Source organism: Exiguobacterium sp. TNDT2 (assembly GCF_003331145.1).
Taxonomy (GTDB): Bacteria; Bacillota; Bacilli; order Exiguobacteriales; family Exiguobacteriaceae; genus Exiguobacterium.
Genome location: NZ_QLVE01000038.1, coordinates 12,167 through 28,243 on the forward strand (window position 1 = coordinate 12,167; position 16,077 = coordinate 28,243).

The 16,077-nt window shown below is 46.0% G+C and carries 15 protein-coding genes and 1 pseudogene; 5 read left to right on the forward strand and 11 right to left on the reverse strand.

All coding sequences use genetic code 11. The annotated features are described in order from the left end of the window. Window positions 1-51: 51 nt before the first annotated feature. On the reverse strand, window positions 52-1,314 hold the full coding sequence (locus DPV68_RS13590; RefSeq protein ID WP_114167325.1) for a helix-turn-helix domain-containing protein: 1,263 nt from the start codon (window positions 1,312-1,314) through the stop codon (window positions 52-54). A gap of 262 nt (window positions 1,315-1,576) precedes the next feature. Here DPV68_RS13590 and DPV68_RS13595 point away from each other — a divergent pair, with 262 nt between their 5' ends. The 4 genes and pseudogenes from DPV68_RS13595 (at window position 1,577) to DPV68_RS15110 (ending at window position 4,089) form a co-directional block, all read left to right on the forward strand. Beyond that, entirely contained in the window at window positions 1,577-2,251 is a 675-nt protein-coding gene (locus DPV68_RS13595) for a hypothetical protein (protein WP_114167326.1), read from the forward strand. Window positions 2,252-2,316: 65 nt separating this feature from the next. Beyond that, window positions 2,317-2,568 (forward strand): hypothetical protein, encoded by a 252-nt coding sequence (locus DPV68_RS13600; RefSeq protein ID WP_114167327.1) that lies wholly within the window; start codon window positions 2,317-2,319, stop codon window positions 2,566-2,568. Between the two features lie 255 nt (window positions 2,569-2,823). Then, window positions 2,824-3,468, forward strand: a pseudogene (locus DPV68_RS15105) (SH3 domain-containing protein); the annotation flags it as partial. A gap of 6 nt (window positions 3,469-3,474) precedes the next feature. Then, entirely contained in the window at window positions 3,475-4,089 is a 615-nt protein-coding gene (locus DPV68_RS15110; RefSeq protein ID WP_232819657.1) for an N-acetylmuramoyl-L-alanine amidase family protein, read from the forward strand. Between the two features lie 24 nt (window positions 4,090-4,113). Here DPV68_RS15110 and DPV68_RS13610 read toward each other — a convergent pair whose 3' ends face one another. Together DPV68_RS13610 and DPV68_RS13615 are read right to left on the reverse strand one after the other, a co-directional pair. Next, a complete protein-coding gene (locus tag DPV68_RS13610) occupies window positions 4,114-4,647 on the reverse strand; it encodes a GNAT family N-acetyltransferase (protein WP_232819655.1) in 534 nt (177 codons plus the stop codon). 26 nt (window positions 4,648-4,673) lie between these two features. Beyond that, window positions 4,674-5,516, reverse strand: a complete 843-nt coding sequence (locus DPV68_RS13615; protein ID WP_114167328.1) for a CPBP family intramembrane glutamic endopeptidase — start codon at window positions 5,514-5,516, stop codon at window positions 4,674-4,676. A gap of 182 nt (window positions 5,517-5,698) precedes the next feature. Between DPV68_RS13615 and DPV68_RS13620 the strand changes: the two genes are divergently transcribed. Next, complete coding sequence (locus DPV68_RS13620) at window positions 5,699-8,032, forward strand: bifunctional diguanylate cyclase/phosphodiesterase (protein WP_232819656.1); 2,334 nt, start codon at window positions 5,699-5,701, stop codon at window positions 8,030-8,032. 76 nt (window positions 8,033-8,108) lie between these two features. Here DPV68_RS13620 and DPV68_RS13625 read toward each other — a convergent pair whose 3' ends face one another. From DPV68_RS13625 to DPV68_RS13660, 8 genes are all read right to left on the reverse strand, one after another. Next, on the reverse strand, window positions 8,109-9,254 hold the full coding sequence (locus DPV68_RS13625) for a mannitol-1-phosphate 5-dehydrogenase (protein ID WP_114167329.1): 1,146 nt from the start codon (window positions 9,252-9,254) through the stop codon (window positions 8,109-8,111). Continuing rightward, on the reverse strand, window positions 9,254-9,685 hold the full coding sequence (locus tag DPV68_RS13630) for a PTS mannitol transporter subunit IIA (protein ID WP_114167330.1): 432 nt from the start codon (window positions 9,683-9,685) through the stop codon (window positions 9,254-9,256). The genes DPV68_RS13625 and DPV68_RS13630 overlap by 1 nt, the downstream gene beginning before the upstream one ends. A 44-nt stretch (window positions 9,686-9,729) precedes the next feature. After that, on the reverse strand, window positions 9,730-11,151 hold the full coding sequence (locus tag DPV68_RS13635; RefSeq protein ID WP_114167331.1) for a PTS mannitol transporter subunit IIBC: 1,422 nt from the start codon (window positions 11,149-11,151) through the stop codon (window positions 9,730-9,732). Between the two features lie 166 nt (window positions 11,152-11,317). Then, window positions 11,318-13,345 carry a BglG family transcription antiterminator gene (locus DPV68_RS13640; RefSeq protein ID WP_198662325.1) on the reverse strand — a complete coding sequence of 676 codons (2,028 nt, stop codon included), beginning with the start codon at window positions 13,343-13,345 and terminating at the stop codon, window positions 11,318-11,320. Then, on the reverse strand, window positions 13,335-13,604 hold the full coding sequence (locus tag DPV68_RS13645; protein WP_021065180.1) for a PTS sugar transporter subunit IIB: 270 nt from the start codon (window positions 13,602-13,604) through the stop codon (window positions 13,335-13,337). The genes DPV68_RS13640 and DPV68_RS13645 overlap by 11 nt, the downstream gene beginning before the upstream one ends. 180 nt (window positions 13,605-13,784) lie before the next feature. Beyond that, window positions 13,785-14,468 (reverse strand): MAE_28990/MAE_18760 family HEPN-like nuclease, encoded by a 684-nt coding sequence (locus tag DPV68_RS13650; RefSeq protein WP_114167333.1) that lies wholly within the window; start codon window positions 14,466-14,468, stop codon window positions 13,785-13,787. Further along, complete coding sequence (locus DPV68_RS13655) at window positions 14,458-15,573, reverse strand: DUF262 domain-containing protein (RefSeq protein ID WP_114167334.1); 1,116 nt, start codon at window positions 15,571-15,573, stop codon at window positions 14,458-14,460. The genes DPV68_RS13650 and DPV68_RS13655 overlap by 11 nt, the downstream gene beginning before the upstream one ends. Window positions 15,574-15,588: 15 nt before the next feature. Then, window positions 15,589-16,077 (reverse strand): hypothetical protein (locus DPV68_RS13660; RefSeq protein WP_198662326.1); only part of this gene is annotated, 489 nt, incomplete at its 5' end.

Below are 16,077 nucleotides of genomic sequence, written 5' to 3' on the forward strand. Positions count from 1 at the left end.
CGATTTGGGCGTCTCTTTTTTCATGCGTATAAAAAAACGCCTCGGAAGGCGTTAATCAATGTGAGACATGATATCGATGACTTTTTCATAGTACTCAGTGGCCAATTTGTATTTTCCACTGCTTCTTAGTTCTTTAGCTAACCATAAAGAGTATTTTTGCATGTATATATAATCGTTGTATTTTTCGAAATAGTGAACGGCTTCTTTCAGTGATTTAATCAAGGCAACCTTATCTTGAGTTTGATAGCGATTTTTATAGATTTCAAAATGATGATCGAACTCTTCTAAATCTGTTCGATTTCCTTTTATCTCGTATCCTTTCGCTAACCAATTTAAGATTTCCTCTACGTTGTCGTAATTGGTATACCCTTCAATCAAAGAAACGACGCTATATAATTTACTCTTTACTTCTACTTTATAATCAAAGCTTTGCATAAAATACTCAAGCGCCTTTTCTTGGTCGCCTAAAGAAGAATAAATTTCACCCATGTTATTATAAAGCATTCCATAGTAGTCTTTCATTGTTGTTGCACTGATCACTTTTACCGCTTTATGGTAATGTGCCAATGCTTCAGTAAAACGTCTTTGACGTTTAAAAGCTAGACCAATAATGATATGGCATTCAACGATTCTTTCTAGAAAGAAATGCTCTTGAAAATATTCAAGCGCAAATTTTAAATTTTCAATCGCTTGAAGATAATCTGTAAATTTATAATACATCCCACCCATAATATAACGCATATCTGCCATTTCCCATGCGGGTAGATTTGAATGCGAAAGTTGTTCGGTCAATTTTTCAAGCAATTCTAATGATTTTTCTTTTTCATTCTCATTAAATAATTTTAAACTTTTTAATAAAGTATATCTAAGATCGGCCTCACGATTTAACTGATCTTCAATCCAACCAATCTCAATGATATAGCCATTTTGTCCTCCAGGCATACTATCTAATCTAGCTAACGCCAAGAGCAGAGTGATATAGAGTTCTTTCGATTGGTTGACAACCGGATTAGTTAAATATTTTTCTACTTCTCGTAGTTTACCTTTGTCTTTCCTTGTCAAAATTGCGTCTCTTAAAATTTCCTCAATTTCTGATTTAACTTTTTCAACTTGTTTACTGAAATCGTAATAAAGAGGTACTTCAATCCCAAGTCTTTTAAAAATCATTTCTAACACTTCTTCACTAGCGGACGTTTGATTGTTCTCAATTTTACTCAAGTAAGATATTGAACAAATGCCTCTAGCTAAGACCGATTGCTTCATGTTTCTACGCATTCTCTCGATTTTTATAAGGTTTCCGTAGTTGTACTCCATCTTAAGCAATAGCTCCTTCGTCCTAGTTACTAGCGTTTTTTAAATTAATCCAATCTGGAAGCAATGGTATTAGGAAAATCTTCTTTAAAAATCGATATTTTTGTCGTTTTCTCACTATCATTTTCCCAACCGATAGCGGTTCGTTAGCTCACTTAATCGTGATAGAATTTACTTAGCAAAAGTTTTTGATTTTTCTTAAGTAATCAATTCAATCAATACTCAACTTGACAAGATTTATACTTTTAGGAGGTGAGCATGTGAGATGGGAAAATTAAATTTTTTACTCGCGGAAGACTACATTAAACCAAAAATTTATTTCCAATCTAAGCAAACACCGCTGTTTACTGCCTCTTATTCTTACGCCGATCACAGTCAATTTGAGGGGCTAGAGCATTTGACTCAATTGTTGCGGTCTTCTAAAGGCTTCGTAGTGAACGCTTTTCAAATTGACTACTATCAAACTTTGCCACAATTGATTGCCAGAACACTGAAAGAAAATCGTTCATTTAAAAAACTGTACATTCTCGGTCCAGAACTGTCTCTCTCTATTCTAAAGCGCAGTTCAAGAACCGTCTATGAGAAACACTTTCAAGAATTTGGTTATATAAATGTAGAGCTGGACTTTGAAAAAGTACTGAGTCAATGTTTAACTTTATTAAAAGAAGGACATATTTTATATATTCTTCCTGAAGCATCCATTTGTTGGCGACCAGAGCACTTACAGGCAACTGACCACGCACTCACTCCTCTATGTAGCGCGTTACTTAGTCAAGAAGCACACGTTCCGCTCTTATCATCTTCTGTTAAAGAGGACTCTGAGCAAGTGATTTTGCATGAGCCGAACAAGCCACAACAATATGTAGGAGATTTAAAGTCGCGTATTTACCAACAATCAGAATCGGTATATAATTTACTAGAATCTCCAATTTCTTACTAATAAGTATCATGAAACTAGGATTCGCAGCTTTCAACATACCAATATAACCGATGGAGGGATTCAAGATGAAAAAAATCACAGGTATACTATTTATCGCAACAGCAGTATTTTTATTAAGCAGTTCAATGAAACCAATGGGTGAGGACTTCCCACGCCTTGCTAAGTTTGATGTACCAATTCAAAAGTACGGTGAAGACTTCCCACGCCTTGCCGAATTAAAATCGACAATCAAACCACTAGGAGAAGATTTCCCGCGTTTGGCAAAATTAGATTCAACAATTAAACCGATGGGGGAAGACTTTCCACGTCTTGCATAATTCTTTAAAGAGATGCCTTTACGCATCTCTTTTTTTATGCAAAGACATCACGAATTTTTAAAAAAATTCGATAAATTTACATATTAATCACCATTTTTTTCTTGTTTCCTTATATAATAACGAGGTCATGTAGACGATTTCATTTCATAGCTATTTCATATGCCTAATGAATAAAGGAGCGGATCTCGATTGAACCGAATGAAACCATCTTGGAACTTAAAACTGTTGCTTAGCTCTTCCCTTGTCATTGGCGGGATGACCATCGCCCCGTTCGACCTGACGCCAACCGGTCTCGAAACAAGCCGTGTCGAAGCCGCTTCAGCATATACAACCACTGCTAACCTAAACTTACGTAAAAGCGCATCCACATCCGCCGCTATTCTCGTGACTATCCCTAGTGGCAAGGCTGTCACTTATCTCGGCACCTATGGCTCTTGGTATAAGGTCAGTTTCAGCGGGAGAACCGGATATGTGTCTTCTAAGTACGTAAAAGTCTCGACAGCAAGCACAGTCAAGACTGCTTCTTCAAAGAAGTACACAACGACTGTCAACTTGAACTTACGTAAAAGCGCATCCACATCCGCCGCAGTTCTCTTGACCATCCCTAATGGCAAGGCTGTCACTTATCTCGGCACCTACGGCTCTTGGTATAAAATCAGTTACGGGGGAAGAACTGGCTATGTCTCTTCCAAATATGTCAAAACCTCAACCACCCCAACTACAACAACAAGCTCAACCAGAACTTACGCCACTACCGTTAACCTAAACCTACGCCGAAGCGCTTCAACGTCCGCTACAGTTCTCGTCACCATTCCACGCGGCAAGGCTGTCACTTATCTTGGCACCCATGGTTCTTGGTACAAAGTCAGTTACGGTGGGAAAACCGGTTACGTCGCTTCTAAGTATGTGAAGCCAGCTACAACGACGACGCCGACAACGTCTACGGGCACGGGACGGACGATTGTGATTGATGCCGGACACGGCGGGAACGACCCTGGAGCTGTCTACGGCTCATCTTACGAAAAGGTGATTGCATTCGATATAGCCGTCCGACTCGCGAGTACGCTCTCAAATACATATGGCTATCACGCACGGATGACGCGCACGAGCGATACGTATTTAACACTGGCTCAACGCGTCGAATTGACAAAGTCGTATAAAGGCAGCGCTTTTGTCAGCCTTCACACCAATTCATCGACAAACACGTCTTACCACGGTCATGAAGTACTCGTGCCGACCGGTGAAAGTTATACGACGAACCCATACATCTCGGCTAGCCGGAGTCTAGGCGCAGCCATCAACCGTGAACTCGGGGCCCGCGTCCCGACGATTCGCAACCGAGGTGTGAAATATCAAAACGTTTACGTTGTCGGAAAAAACAGCGTCCCTTCGACACTCGTCGAATACGGGTTCATCAGCAATGCGAACGACCGCTCGCATTTGACGAGCACCACTTACCGGCAACGAATGGCGGAAGCTACTGCTTCTGGGATTCACCAATTTATGAGAAGTTATAAATAAGCAAGAGACCTGACCACATCGCGGTCAGGTCTCTTTTTCACTAGTGGAACAACGCCAAATCTTATGATGCGCCCCTGGCCCCCAATAGTGCTCAATCGTCAGCGCCGGCGGCCCGAGTCGTTTCTCCCAATAGGCTTGAGCTGTCGGGAAGCCGGCATCCAAGTAAAACGCCGTCTGTCCGTTCACAAGCATTTGTCGTCTGACGTTCTCAATTAGGAAGTGACCGACTCCTTGACGCTGAGATGCAGGCGCCACATACAAACATCCCACTTCGGGTATATTCGGCTCGACGTCGACATGGGCGGTGATAATGTCGTTTGGAGGCAAAATCGCTGCTGTGCCCACGATGACGCCGTCTTCTGTGACTACAAAAATTTGAACGGCCTCATCTTCGAAACTGTCTTGAACCGTCGTGTTCAGCCGTTCCACTTCTTCATCTAACAAGTCAGCGTCTTCAAACCGTTCTCGTCGAATCAAATCACTTAGGCTCTCCATGAATAGCCGCTGGAGTGATTTGATGTCTTCTCGTTCAAGCGGGCGAAAGTTCAATTTTTTCACTTCCCTCTACTCCTGAATTAGATGTGCTAGTCCTTACGTGCGTCACGATCCGATGAAACGTTCGCTTGATGTGACCCTTCGACCGCTTCGAGCTGCTCGAGATGATCGTATCCAAGGTGCCCATGCGTTTGCCATACGAGAATGATCGCGGTCGTGATGAGCAACAGCGTCAAGTGAAGAAATCCAATCGGGAACGCGCCAGGTTCAATTAACGGAATGAGCGTGAACGAGACATTGAACATCGTGTGCAACAGAAACACGGCCCACAAATTCATCGTTGTCACGTTATAAAGCCACGAGATGATAAATGTGAATGCGAGAATCGCCGTGCCGTACGCCCAAAATGGGATCACCGCCTGCCCCGTTCCTTCTATGAAAAAGAGCGGGGTATGCCAGACAGCCCAGATGACACCGACGAATAAGCTTGCCTTGACGGGTGTGACTTTCAGTTGGAACGCGTCGAGCAAATATCCGCGCCAACCGTACTCTTCTTGAATCGTCCCACCTAAAAATAATAGATAAAGGAAAGTCGGAAACAGGAGCCACGGTCGTTCGAACAACGGGGCCCGATCCGCATCAGACCACCAGTGGGCAATTAGGAAAAGAAGCGGCAGCAACAAAAGGCCAAATGCGTAATATTTCGCAGACATTCGCCATTCAAACCCTCGTTTCCACAACGTCTTGACGCCTGACCACCCGTTTTCCCGGAGTGCCATGTAACTACCTGCCAAACTTGGACCGAACGCACCGATTACGACAATTGCCTGAATCGGCAATTCGGTCCATCTATACAACCCCCACCACGTTAGCCACGAGAAACCGAACGCGATGAAGAGAAACAAAATGATTTCTTTTCTGGTTGGAATCAATGGTCTCCCCTCCTATCCGTAGTTTACCCGCTTTCTGAACGCCTTTTCTTTTCATACGAAAAATATTTTCAACAAGTGAAGCAAAATGATAGGTGAGCTTTTGAAATGCGGGGTATAATTAAAATTATTATAAAAATATATTCATTAGCGAGGTACACATGGAACCAGTAGTCGAACACTCGATGAGTCATAATATTTTTCTTGTGATTCTGTCTTACATTATCGCCGCCGTTTCCGCATATGCGGCCATTGAATTGGCGCGACGCGTCAATTCAGCGAACCGCTCCGTTCAAAACGTGTGGATCTTGGCTGGAGGGTCGACGCTCGGTCTCGGGATTTGGTCGATGCACTTTATCGCCATGCTCGCACATGAAGCGTTGCGACCGGTCACGTATTCGGTCACGCTCGTCTTACTGTCTGTCGTCATCGCTATGGCTGGGTGTATACTCGGATTCTTAATCGTTTCGCGTCGTACCACCCGCCCTGCCCTAATTGGTGCGGGAGTTTTAATGGGTATTAGCATCGCCAGCATGCATTACGTCGGGATGGAAGCCATTCAGGGTGTTGTCATTTCGTACAGTCCTTTGCTTGCGACGCTATCTATCGTGATTGCCATCGTTGCATCGCTCGTCGCCCTCTGGATCGGGTTCTTTTCTAAGTACGCTAAACAAAAGATTGATCTCGAATTGAAAGTGTTCTTCTCGCTATTGATGGGCGTCGCCATTTTCGGCATGCATTTTGTCGGCATGATGGCCGCGTCATTCACCTTCGTTGAAGCTGAAGGGCCTTTTGCCAATGCGATTGAACCTTCATTGCTCGCTTGGCTCGTGACAGCAATCACGGTCATCTTGTTCGTCATTTTCTTCTTGTCACTCACGCTTGATCGTCATCTTCGTAGACGTGAATTTATTCAAGCGACTATTCTAGAATCAACGACAGATGCCGTCGTCACAACGACGAAAGATGGGATGATTCAGTACGCGAATACGGCGTTCTATCGCTTATTCGACGAAGTCGAGGATGACGCCTTCTTCCAAGATTATCATCCGTCGCTCACGATCAATCAGCCGTTTTACGAACCAAGACGAATCGATATTGATGACCGAACAATTGAAGTGACGAGTTATCCGCTCCACGGAGAGACGATGGACCAGATGCTTTGGTTCCTTCGTGACATCTCGGAGACGATTGCCTCACAACGGCTCGTCGAGCATATGGCGTATCATGATACGCTCACAAATTTGCCAAATCGGCACAAGCTCGAACGAATTCTTGCCGAACACATTCAAATCGAGGACCCGGTCGCTTGTCTATATATTGATATTGACCGTTGGCGTTTCTTAAACGACATGCTCGGCCATCATGGTTCAGATGAATTGACGACTCAACTGGCCGAACGTTTGCAAGTGACGATTCACCCGGACGACATTTTGACGCGTGTCGGCTCCTCTGAATTCATTATCTTGCTATTTGATAAGCGGAGCACACTCGCCAAACAGAAGGCCGAGAAATGTATTAAAGCCATTTCGCAACCGTTCGATGTCGACGGGACGACCGTCGAATTGACGATGAGTGCTGGGATCAGCCATTATCCGAAAGATACAAAATCGGCCGAAGAGCTCGTACAATACGCCCGTCTAGCCGTCCACGAGTCGAAACGGACCGGTAAGAATCAAATCAAAGAGTTCGAGGATGAATCGAAACAACAGATTTTGCGCACGGTCGAGATTGAGAAGGCGTTAGCCCAAGCGCTTGACCGCAATGAGTTTTCGCTCGTCTATCAACCGAAAGTCTCCCTCACACATAATCGACTCGAAGGTGTCGAGGCATTGCTTCGTTGGAACCATCCTACGCTCGGTTACGTCGGGCCCGATGATTTTATTCCAATCGCTGAGAATACTGGATTGATTCATCCGATTGGGGCGTGGGTCATGCGTGAGTCATGTCTTGCCTGGGTGCGTTGGAAAAAATCAGGCGTGAAACCATTTATTCTTTCGGTCAACGTCTCACCGCTCCAATTCGCGCGTGAAGACTTTGTCGATTCGCTTCAGGCGATTCTCGATGAGACCGGGATGGACCCGATGTTCCTTGAGCTCGAGGTAACGGAGTCGTCGATGCTGTCATACGAGGCGTCGACGCGAGAGAAGCTCACTCAGCTTCATCAGTTCGGCATCTTGATTTCGCTCGACGATTTCGGGACCGGTTACTCGTCCTTCCGTCAATTGCGGGAGCTCCCGGTCCAAGTATTGAAGATTGACCGTTCGTTCATCGTCAACTTGTTCACGGACCGGAACCAGGAAGCCATCGTCCGCTCGATGATTCAGCTCGGCCATAACCTGAACATGAAAGTGCTCATGGAGGGCGTCGAGACGTCGGATCAACTCGAATGGTTATTGAACGAACAATGCGATTACGTGCAAGGCTTTTACTTCAGTCGCCCGCTTCGCGAGCAAGACGTCGTGAAGCACATCAAGTCGGTTACGACTTATATTGAGTTCGGGAAGACCCGGGCTTGAGGAGACTGCGGCCCTGCGCTGCAGTCTTTTTATATGCCAAAAATCTCCCATGCCGCTCAGGCACGGGAGAATCGTTTTACGAGACTTGCGCTTTTTCTTGTTCGCGAATCAAGTGGTATTGTTCAAGGATCAGCTTCGTCAGCGTATCATCCTCATGCAATTGAAGATATTTTTCCACCGTCGAGACGATGCCATCTTCTTCGATGGACACATAAAGTTCAGAAGATTCTGAATCCTCAGGGTTGTAATAGGTCAAGGCAGCCGCGATCCCGTAGGCCAGTTCATTCGGTTCGATGCCGTTGTCGATGAGTTCACGGGCCGGTTTGACGAGCCGGTCACTCGGTCCGAGCTTACGGATCGGTGAGCGGGCGACACGTGAGACTTCATCTTTCAACTTCGGATTCTCGAATCGTTTGATGATCTTTTGAATGTATTGGCTGTGTTCTTTCGCCTCGAACCCGTACTTCTCGAGGAGGAGCCAACCAGTCTCATACAACGCGCCTTGCACGACTTGACGGACACGGCGGTCTTTGAGCGCCTCGTCGATCGTCGCTTTCCCGAACAAGGAACCGATGTACGATGCGATGGCGTGACCCGTGTTGACCGTGAACAGCTTCCGTTCGATGTATGGCCCAATCTCGTCGACCCACGTCACACCTTGAAGCGGGGGCGGCTCGGCCAATCCTTTCGTCTCGATGACCCACTCGTAGAATGTCTCGACCTCAACGAATAGCGGGTCTGCGTGTTGTTGCAACGGGACGATCCGGTCGACGGCCGCATTCGGGAACGAGACGTTCGCTGTCCCAACACCGCCTGATGTATCGATGGCTTGGTGGAGCGACGCGCTACCGCCAATCATGTTCTCGCAAGCGATCACATAGACCGGGGCATCCGTCTCACGGTCGCGAAGTCCTTCGCTGATGAGTGGCGCGACTTTCGGGAGAAGCGTCGGTCCGACCGCGGTCGTGACGAGATCCGCCTCCGCAATGAGGGCGATGACGCGCTCCGGATCCGTCAAGCTGTTGACGCCACGGACCCGGTCGACGACGACGTTGTCGACGCCTTCTTCGGCAAATCCGACCTCATAAAATCGCTTGTCTTCTAACGCCTGGATGACCGTGTCGTTGATGTCGACGAATGTCACGTCGTAGCCGCTTTGATTGAGCAACAACCCGATAAAGCCGCGTCCGATATTCCCTGCCCCAAAATGTACAGCTCTCATTACGCCACCTCTTCCATGAATAACGACAAAATCTCTTCTTTCGTCTTCGCCTGTACAAGACGCTCGACGTTATCCTCATCGGAACAGATGACCGCGATTTGGGACAGGAGTTCCAAATGTTCGTCATCCACACCGGCAATCCCGATGACAAGTTTCGCCGTCTGGCCACCGAAATCGACGCCGGCCGGCACTTGGAGGATGGAAATTCCCGTCTTTTGAACAGCGGATTTCGCTTCCTCGGTCCCATGCGGAATCGCGACGTGGTTCCCGATATACACGCTTGAGAGCGCTTGACGTTCGTGCATCGCTTGGACGTAAGCCGGCGACACGCAGCCGGCTGCTTCTAACACTTGACCGGCCGCATCGATCGCTTCGGCCGACGTGTTGAACGATTGGTTGAGTCGAATCATCTCTGTCTGAATGAATGGCATTTTAGTTCCTCCTATACCTAAACCCTTGTCTCTGTCTGCTTCTGTTATGAGATTTTACTGCGTTCTGCTTTAATTTCTTCAATCAATTGATCGTAATAGTCGGCGTTCAAGAAGTTCGTGACCGAACGGTGAATCGCATCCGGCACTTGTGCCTCGGCCCGGTCCGTCAAATCCTCATGGGTAATGATGAATTGAGCATCTTTCGGCAATTGGCTAATCGATGTGTTCGTGACTTTGATTGGCAAATTCGCTTTGTTCACTTTGTTGCGAAGTACCGAGGCGCCCATGGCACTTGAACCCATCCCGGCGTCGCAAGCGAAGATGATGTGATCGACTTTATCGAGACGGTCGTGGACGAGAGCCGACGCATACGACTGCTTGCCTTTCATCGCGCTGACGTTTTGTGTCGCTTCTTCGAGTGACACTTCTTCTGCCGCGCTCGATTTCAAGATGACACTTGCCACAGCGAACGTGACCGCTGCCGACAAGAGAATCCCTGTGACGAGCCCGAGGTACGAACCGCGTGAAGCCATTGCGAGGATTGCGAAGATACTACCTGGTGACGCTGGTGCGACGAGACCGACATCGAACAAGACGAATGTGAAGACCCCAGTTGCCCCCCCTGCGATCATCGCAAGGATTAAGATCGGTTTCATCAAGACGTATGGGAAGTAAATCTCGTGAATCCCACCGAGGAAGTGAATGATGGCAGCTCCTGGTGCTGTACGTTTAGCCGCGCCTTTGGCGAACACCATGTACGCGAGCAGTAAGCCAAGACCTGGTCCTGGGTTTGCTTCAAGTAAGAACAAGACTGACTTCCCGGCGTCTGCCACTTGGTCGACACCGAGCGGGCTCAAAATCCCGTGGTTGATTGCGTTGTTCAAGAACAAGATTTTCGCCGGTTCGATGAATAGACTTGCGATTGGTAACAATTTCGCGCCGACGATCCAGTCGACACCGGCCGCCATGACTTTATCGAGGCCGCTCATGATTGGCCCGAACACTTCGAAGCCACCAATCATGAGAAGACCACCGATGATACCGACCGAGAAATTGTTGACGAGCATTTCAAATCCAGCTTTGACTTTACCTTCGATGAGACGGTCAAACTGTTTAATGACATATCCACCGAGTGGACCCATGATCATCGCACCGAGGAACATCGGAATGTCTGTCCCGACGATGACACCCATCGTGGCGAGTACCCCGACGACTCCACCTCGTACGTCGTGAATCAACTTACCACCGGTGAACCCGATTAAGAGCGGTAAGAGATACGTGATCGTCGGACCGACGAGTTCTGCTAATTTTTCATTCGGCCACCAGCCCGTTGGAATGAAGAGGGCGGTGATAATCCCCCAGGCGATGAAGGCACCGATGTTCGGCATGACCATCCCGCTCAGGAAACTCCCGAACCGTTGTACTTTGACCCGGACACCGCCCGAGCTTGCTTGCGCATTCGCCATGTATAAAACCTCCAGTCGTTAATTGTGAAAGGTAGATTGTTGTCGTGTAGCTAACCGGTTTGTGCTCTACACCTGTATTGTAGTCTCAGCGTAAGCGCTTTCTCAATTCAATCCAGTTCATACTTTGGCAACATTCTCTGCCAAATAAAAAAATGACCACGCCGGGTCATTTCTCGTGCAGCGTGTCTTGAATCATTTTCTTCATACATTCATGAAGCAAGAGACGCAGTTCTTTCTTTGAACCGTTACTGTATGAGTTCATATGTTGTTCGCTCTCAATCAATGATCCACTGACGGCACTGAGGAACTGGAGTTCGACGTCCTCTGCCTCTTCCGGTGCGAGCAAGACGAGCAGACGGGATACCGGCTCGGTCGATTGGTCCATCATGAGGAGCGGGATCGATTGATTCAAGTCGAAAGCGAACACGCTCGCCCGTTCGATCGAGGCGTGACGTCCATGGAACAAGGCCAGTTTCGTGCCCGGAATCCCGAGCCCGGCCACTTCGTGACGCCGGAGCAGTTGGGCAGATAACTGGATACCGCTTTGGACGAGTCCACGTTCTTCTAGATGCGTCCCAATATCGAGCAAAATGTCTTCCAGTCGGTCGCTATTATCGAGCGTGACGAGATCGAACTGCCGGTCCATCCGTTCGAACGTCTCGACGAGAGCACCGAGTTCATTGAAGTCGAGCATCGTCGAGTGGCTCTTCTCTTTCGTCTGGAACGACTGTGGGAGCGATAACAGCAAGTGGCGGACGCGCTGCACTTCTTCGTTCGTCAACAGCGGGTTGACGATGAGTGTCGGCACCGATAACGGCGGCAACGGCACGGTCGACAAAATGACGTCATAGTCGTCGAGTCGATGCTGTTCGAGACCGAACAACGACGAGTTGACGACGTCCTGCATCTCTGGAAACTCTTGTTTGACCCGGTTGACGAGCATCTTCGAAGAGCCTAGACCCGCCGAACAGACGACAAGGGCTCGATATTCCCGACGCCGGACCGGTTTGACGAGCGCGGCGGCGAAATGCATCGCCCAAAACACCGTCTCTTCTTCCGTGAACGTGTTTGTCCCGAAGACGATATCGGCCGCTTGTTGAATGGCCGAACGTAAATGCGGATAGTCACGGTCGATGTGCGGACGAACCGTGTCCGTATCAGGGAGCGCTTGGGTGTTCATACTCGACAAGATATGGGCGAGGAGCCCTTTCTCGAGCGCGGCGTCGTCCGTGAAGGCGAATCCGCGGATCAGTGAAACGTGATGGATGAGCTTATGGACACGGATTTGCATGACCCAACGCTCTTCCTCATCTTCTTTCATCTGTTCCTTCAACGACCGGAGCCGGTTCGCTTCTTCAGCGAACCAGACCCGCTCCGCCATCGAGAACGGCGTCCCGAGGGCCGTCTCCATATCAAACGCGACTTTCAAGTAATCGTCCGAGCGTCCTTTCGTATACATCTCGAGGAAGAACCCAGCGTCCAGACGGGCTTGTTGCACGCCATAGGCGAACGTCACCCGCATAATCGTCCGGTCGTCCATCCGCTCATACGGATGTTCCTTCAAATAGTCATAACCGTCACGAAGCGCCTCGAGCATGACGTCACACGGGACGGTCTTCAAAAAGGTCGGGATGTAATCATCCTCCCCGCGGACAAAGCGATAGAACGCGAGCGTGTCCCAATGAGCGAGCAGCGCATTGATCATCAGCTTCCGCTTCTCGGCTTCGAGGCCGAGCACCCGCGCGCCGACCCCTTTCTTCCGCTCGACTTCAAGGTGATACTCGTCGAACCAACGATCGAGTTTCTCAAGGTCTTGTGTGAGCGTGCTCGGTGACACGTGCATCTGTTTCGCGACCGCCTGCAGCTTGAGCGTATCTTTTTCAAACAGGAGCCGCCAAGCGAGCTCGAAGATGCGGTCCTCCGCCGTTGGAATCGCCTCGGCCGACAAAATCAAGTCTTCGCGCAACTGTTGCTTCGCATCGGAACGACCGATGAGACTGAGGCCGTGCCCGCGCTGCCAAGCGAGTTCCAATTCGAACTCGCGCAGGATGCCTTCGAGCAGTTGACGCTCCCGTTGAATCGTCCGCTCAGACAAATTGACCGCTTGCGCGATTTCCGCGAGCGGTGTCGAGGTCTCCGTTGCCAATAGATGTAGTAAAATCGAGCGCTCTCGGGCGCTCCACTCATGTTTCATATGCATTCACCCATTCCTCGACGAGTTGTCGATATTCCGTGAGCGATAACATGTGTCTGACCGAGCGAACGTGCGCGGTCGGATGATCGACCGTCTCCGTCCCGGCTTGATAGATAATCCAATCCACGTCTTCCGGGATGTCTCGATACGTGCCGTGTTGAATCACACACGACAATTTTCCCGAACACGCTTCAGCAAACAGCTTCGCCGCCATCGCGCTCGTGACGAACCCGCATGGACAGGCAATATATACGTTCATGTCAGACCTTCTTTCATCGCTTATCTTTATCTAACCATACGATGCAACCGCTTACTTCACCTACTATTTTGCTTGTTGGCAAAGATATCGGCAAGCAGTAAAAAGCACCTTTCTCTTCAGAAAAGTGCTAGTAAAATTCAAGATTTTTAGTCCTTAATCAAATTTTATAAACGTTTGTAATCATACACTACTTTCAACATGCATATAATTTTCCTCAAGACTAGCCATTAAAATATGTTCCTTCAACGAATCAATAAAATCTATTACAAACTTCTTAACTTCTTCAAACTGCTCAAGTTTAACTTGTCTAGGTTCTCCATGTGCTATCGAGTTCCTAAGTCCTATTACTTCCCTATCAATGAACTCTCTTTTCGTGTGAATTCCAGAGCGATCGTCATCCGAAATAAAATAAAATTCTTCCGCTTCTAAACCTAAGAGAAACAACAGATCCTCTAAAACTTCAAATTTTAAATTGCCTTCCGTCACAACTATATTTTCAGCTTCTTCATTCACTCTGAAAACTTCATCATCGTTTATTAAGACGCGCTCAATCAATTGATTAAACACCTTTTTTCTTTTTGCCTTCTGTATTAAAACAATCTGCTTAGTATAATGAAGTGTTTTTAGATGTTGCTTCATTGAATTTACAGGAAGTTGTTTACTATTTAAAAATTTGATAAAAACTTTAATCGCCTCTTTAGAAAAACCTTCGAAATGCGCGTAAAGCAAAACAATAGCTGCTCTTAAAAGAGTATTTTGAATTTCACCATCAACCCTTTGAATTTGCAAAGTCAAATTACTAATCTCTTTTTTTCTCAAACTCGCATTTTTATCTAAGCTTTGTTGCAATTTTTCACTGTCCATCAAAGTACACCTTACTATAAGAAATTAGTTCCTTGGTTCTTAAGATCGGCCGATGTTGATTTTTTTTCTCTAAAAATTGAGTGTCCACAGATAACTGCTTAATCCGATTTAAGAGATTGCCATTTCTTTCCTCATCATCTTCTTTGTAAGGTATTTTAGACACTGATTCCGCTAATCCCGGGACTATCGCTTCATAGTGGGCTAATGATACTGCTCTTACAAAGATTCCTTTAGATTCATCATACTTTTTAAAGCTATCCTCACCTAAAATACGGTCTAACAAACTAAAAACTTGTTCAAAAATCAATTGTTCTGCCGCAAAGTCTATGTCACTTTTTATTAGGTGATGCATTTTTTCAGTCAAAAATGGAGCAATATCTTCGTTACCTTTAATGTCTTCCACATCTAAAAAACGGTATATTAAAAATCTTAAGAGATACTCCATATCTTCTTTCTCACTCTTTTGCTTTTGACTCAAAGGTAAACAGTTTTGAAAATTAGAGTTTTTACATAAATTTTCAAACCATTCAAAAAAGCCTCGGCTCTCCATAATCATCAAGCTGTTTCTGATTTCTTGATGTGACAATGTAGCTCCGCCAGTATTAAGCCTTTGAAATAGTTCATATTGTGCATCCACATCACTAGTATATTGAATGATTTTAACATCCATCCTAGCTCGCTTAAAAAACAATTTCAAATTCATAGATATTTCTTCTTGGGATCCATCTTTCCATTTTTTATTTTTCAAAGACGGAAGGAACCTTGTAGCTTGCAATTCTAAATTCTCTATGTGATATTCCCCATCATTTTCTATTTTTAATATGCCCATAAACTGAAAGATAGTAGATAACCTCTGTAGGCCATCTATCACAGCCCATACACCATCTTCTTTTTGAAATACGAATATTGGTGGAATAGGTATCCCAAGTAAAATTGATTCAATAAAGGCAGTTTTCTGAGTATTACTCCATCTGAAAAAACGTTGATATTCAGGTTGAAGTTCTAACTCCTCTTCACTATACATATTTGCAAGTTCACCAATAGACATTGTATAAGAATCAGTATAAATCTCCTTGGACTTAGCCTTCACTTCAATATCTAACAATAAAATCCCCTCCTGTTAATAAGATAAATCCTTTAATATATTATCTAAAGGAAAATTATTAATATCTCGAGCAGTAATCCTTATAGAATGTGGTGTTGTTATTGTTCCCACTTTTTTTACATAATCCATGAAAGTAGGACTAGTTAAAATTTGCTCAGCTAACTTCAAATCTACATCAGCTTTTGCAGTTATATATATACCAGAATATGGTACCGTTTCGGAAGACAATTTATATACACTGACTTTATTTGTAACAAGAGTTGATATTAATAACTTAGGCTGATTTTGATGTTTGATAGCTTGTGTTCTTCCATATTCAAACCACTTTACTCCATTACTAGAATTTCTTTTAATGAGCTTATTATAAAACTTTTTCAAGTGGGCCATAACATTAGGAAATTGATTACAAAATTCAACCTCAGTAAATCGATGTAGTTGACCGTTTTCAACCCTATAGGGAAATATAATATATTCATTTTTATTTAATAACATAGACTTTGGACT

Bases quoted from the DNA above. Each gene is read 5' to 3' on its own strand.
- DPV68_RS13630 (WP_114167330.1), bottom strand. From the start codon at position 9,685: ATGCCATTCATTCAGACAGAGATGATTCGACTCAACCAATCGTTCAAC.
- DPV68_RS13635 (WP_114167331.1), bottom strand. From the start codon at position 11,151: ATGGCGAATGCGCAAGCAAGCTCGGGCGGTGTCCGGGTCAAAGTACAA.
- DPV68_RS13650 (WP_114167333.1), bottom strand. From the start codon at position 14,468: ATGGACAGTGAAAAATTGCAACAAAGCTTAGATAAAAATGCGAGTTTG.
- DPV68_RS13640 (WP_198662325.1), bottom strand. From the start codon at position 13,345: ATGAAACATGAGTGGAGCGCCCGAGAGCGCTCGATTTTACTACATCTA.
- DPV68_RS13600 (WP_114167327.1), top strand. From the start codon at position 2,317: ATGAAAAAAATCACAGGTATACTATTTATCGCAACAGCAGTATTTTTA.
- DPV68_RS13590 (WP_114167325.1), bottom strand. From the start codon at position 1,314: ATGGAGTACAACTACGGAAACCTTATAAAAATCGAGAGAATGCGTAGA.
- DPV68_RS13595 (WP_114167326.1), top strand. From the start codon at position 1,577: ATGGGAAAATTAAATTTTTTACTCGCGGAAGACTACATTAAACCAAAA.
- DPV68_RS13645 (WP_021065180.1), bottom strand. From the start codon at position 13,604: ATGAACGTATATATTGCCTGTCCATGCGGGTTCGTCACGAGCGCGATG.
- DPV68_RS13620 (WP_232819656.1), top strand. From the start codon at position 5,699: ATGAGTCATAATATTTTTCTTGTGATTCTGTCTTACATTATCGCCGCC.
- DPV68_RS13625 (WP_114167329.1), bottom strand. From the start codon at position 9,254: ATGAGAGCTGTACATTTTGGGGCAGGGAATATCGGACGCGGCTTTATC.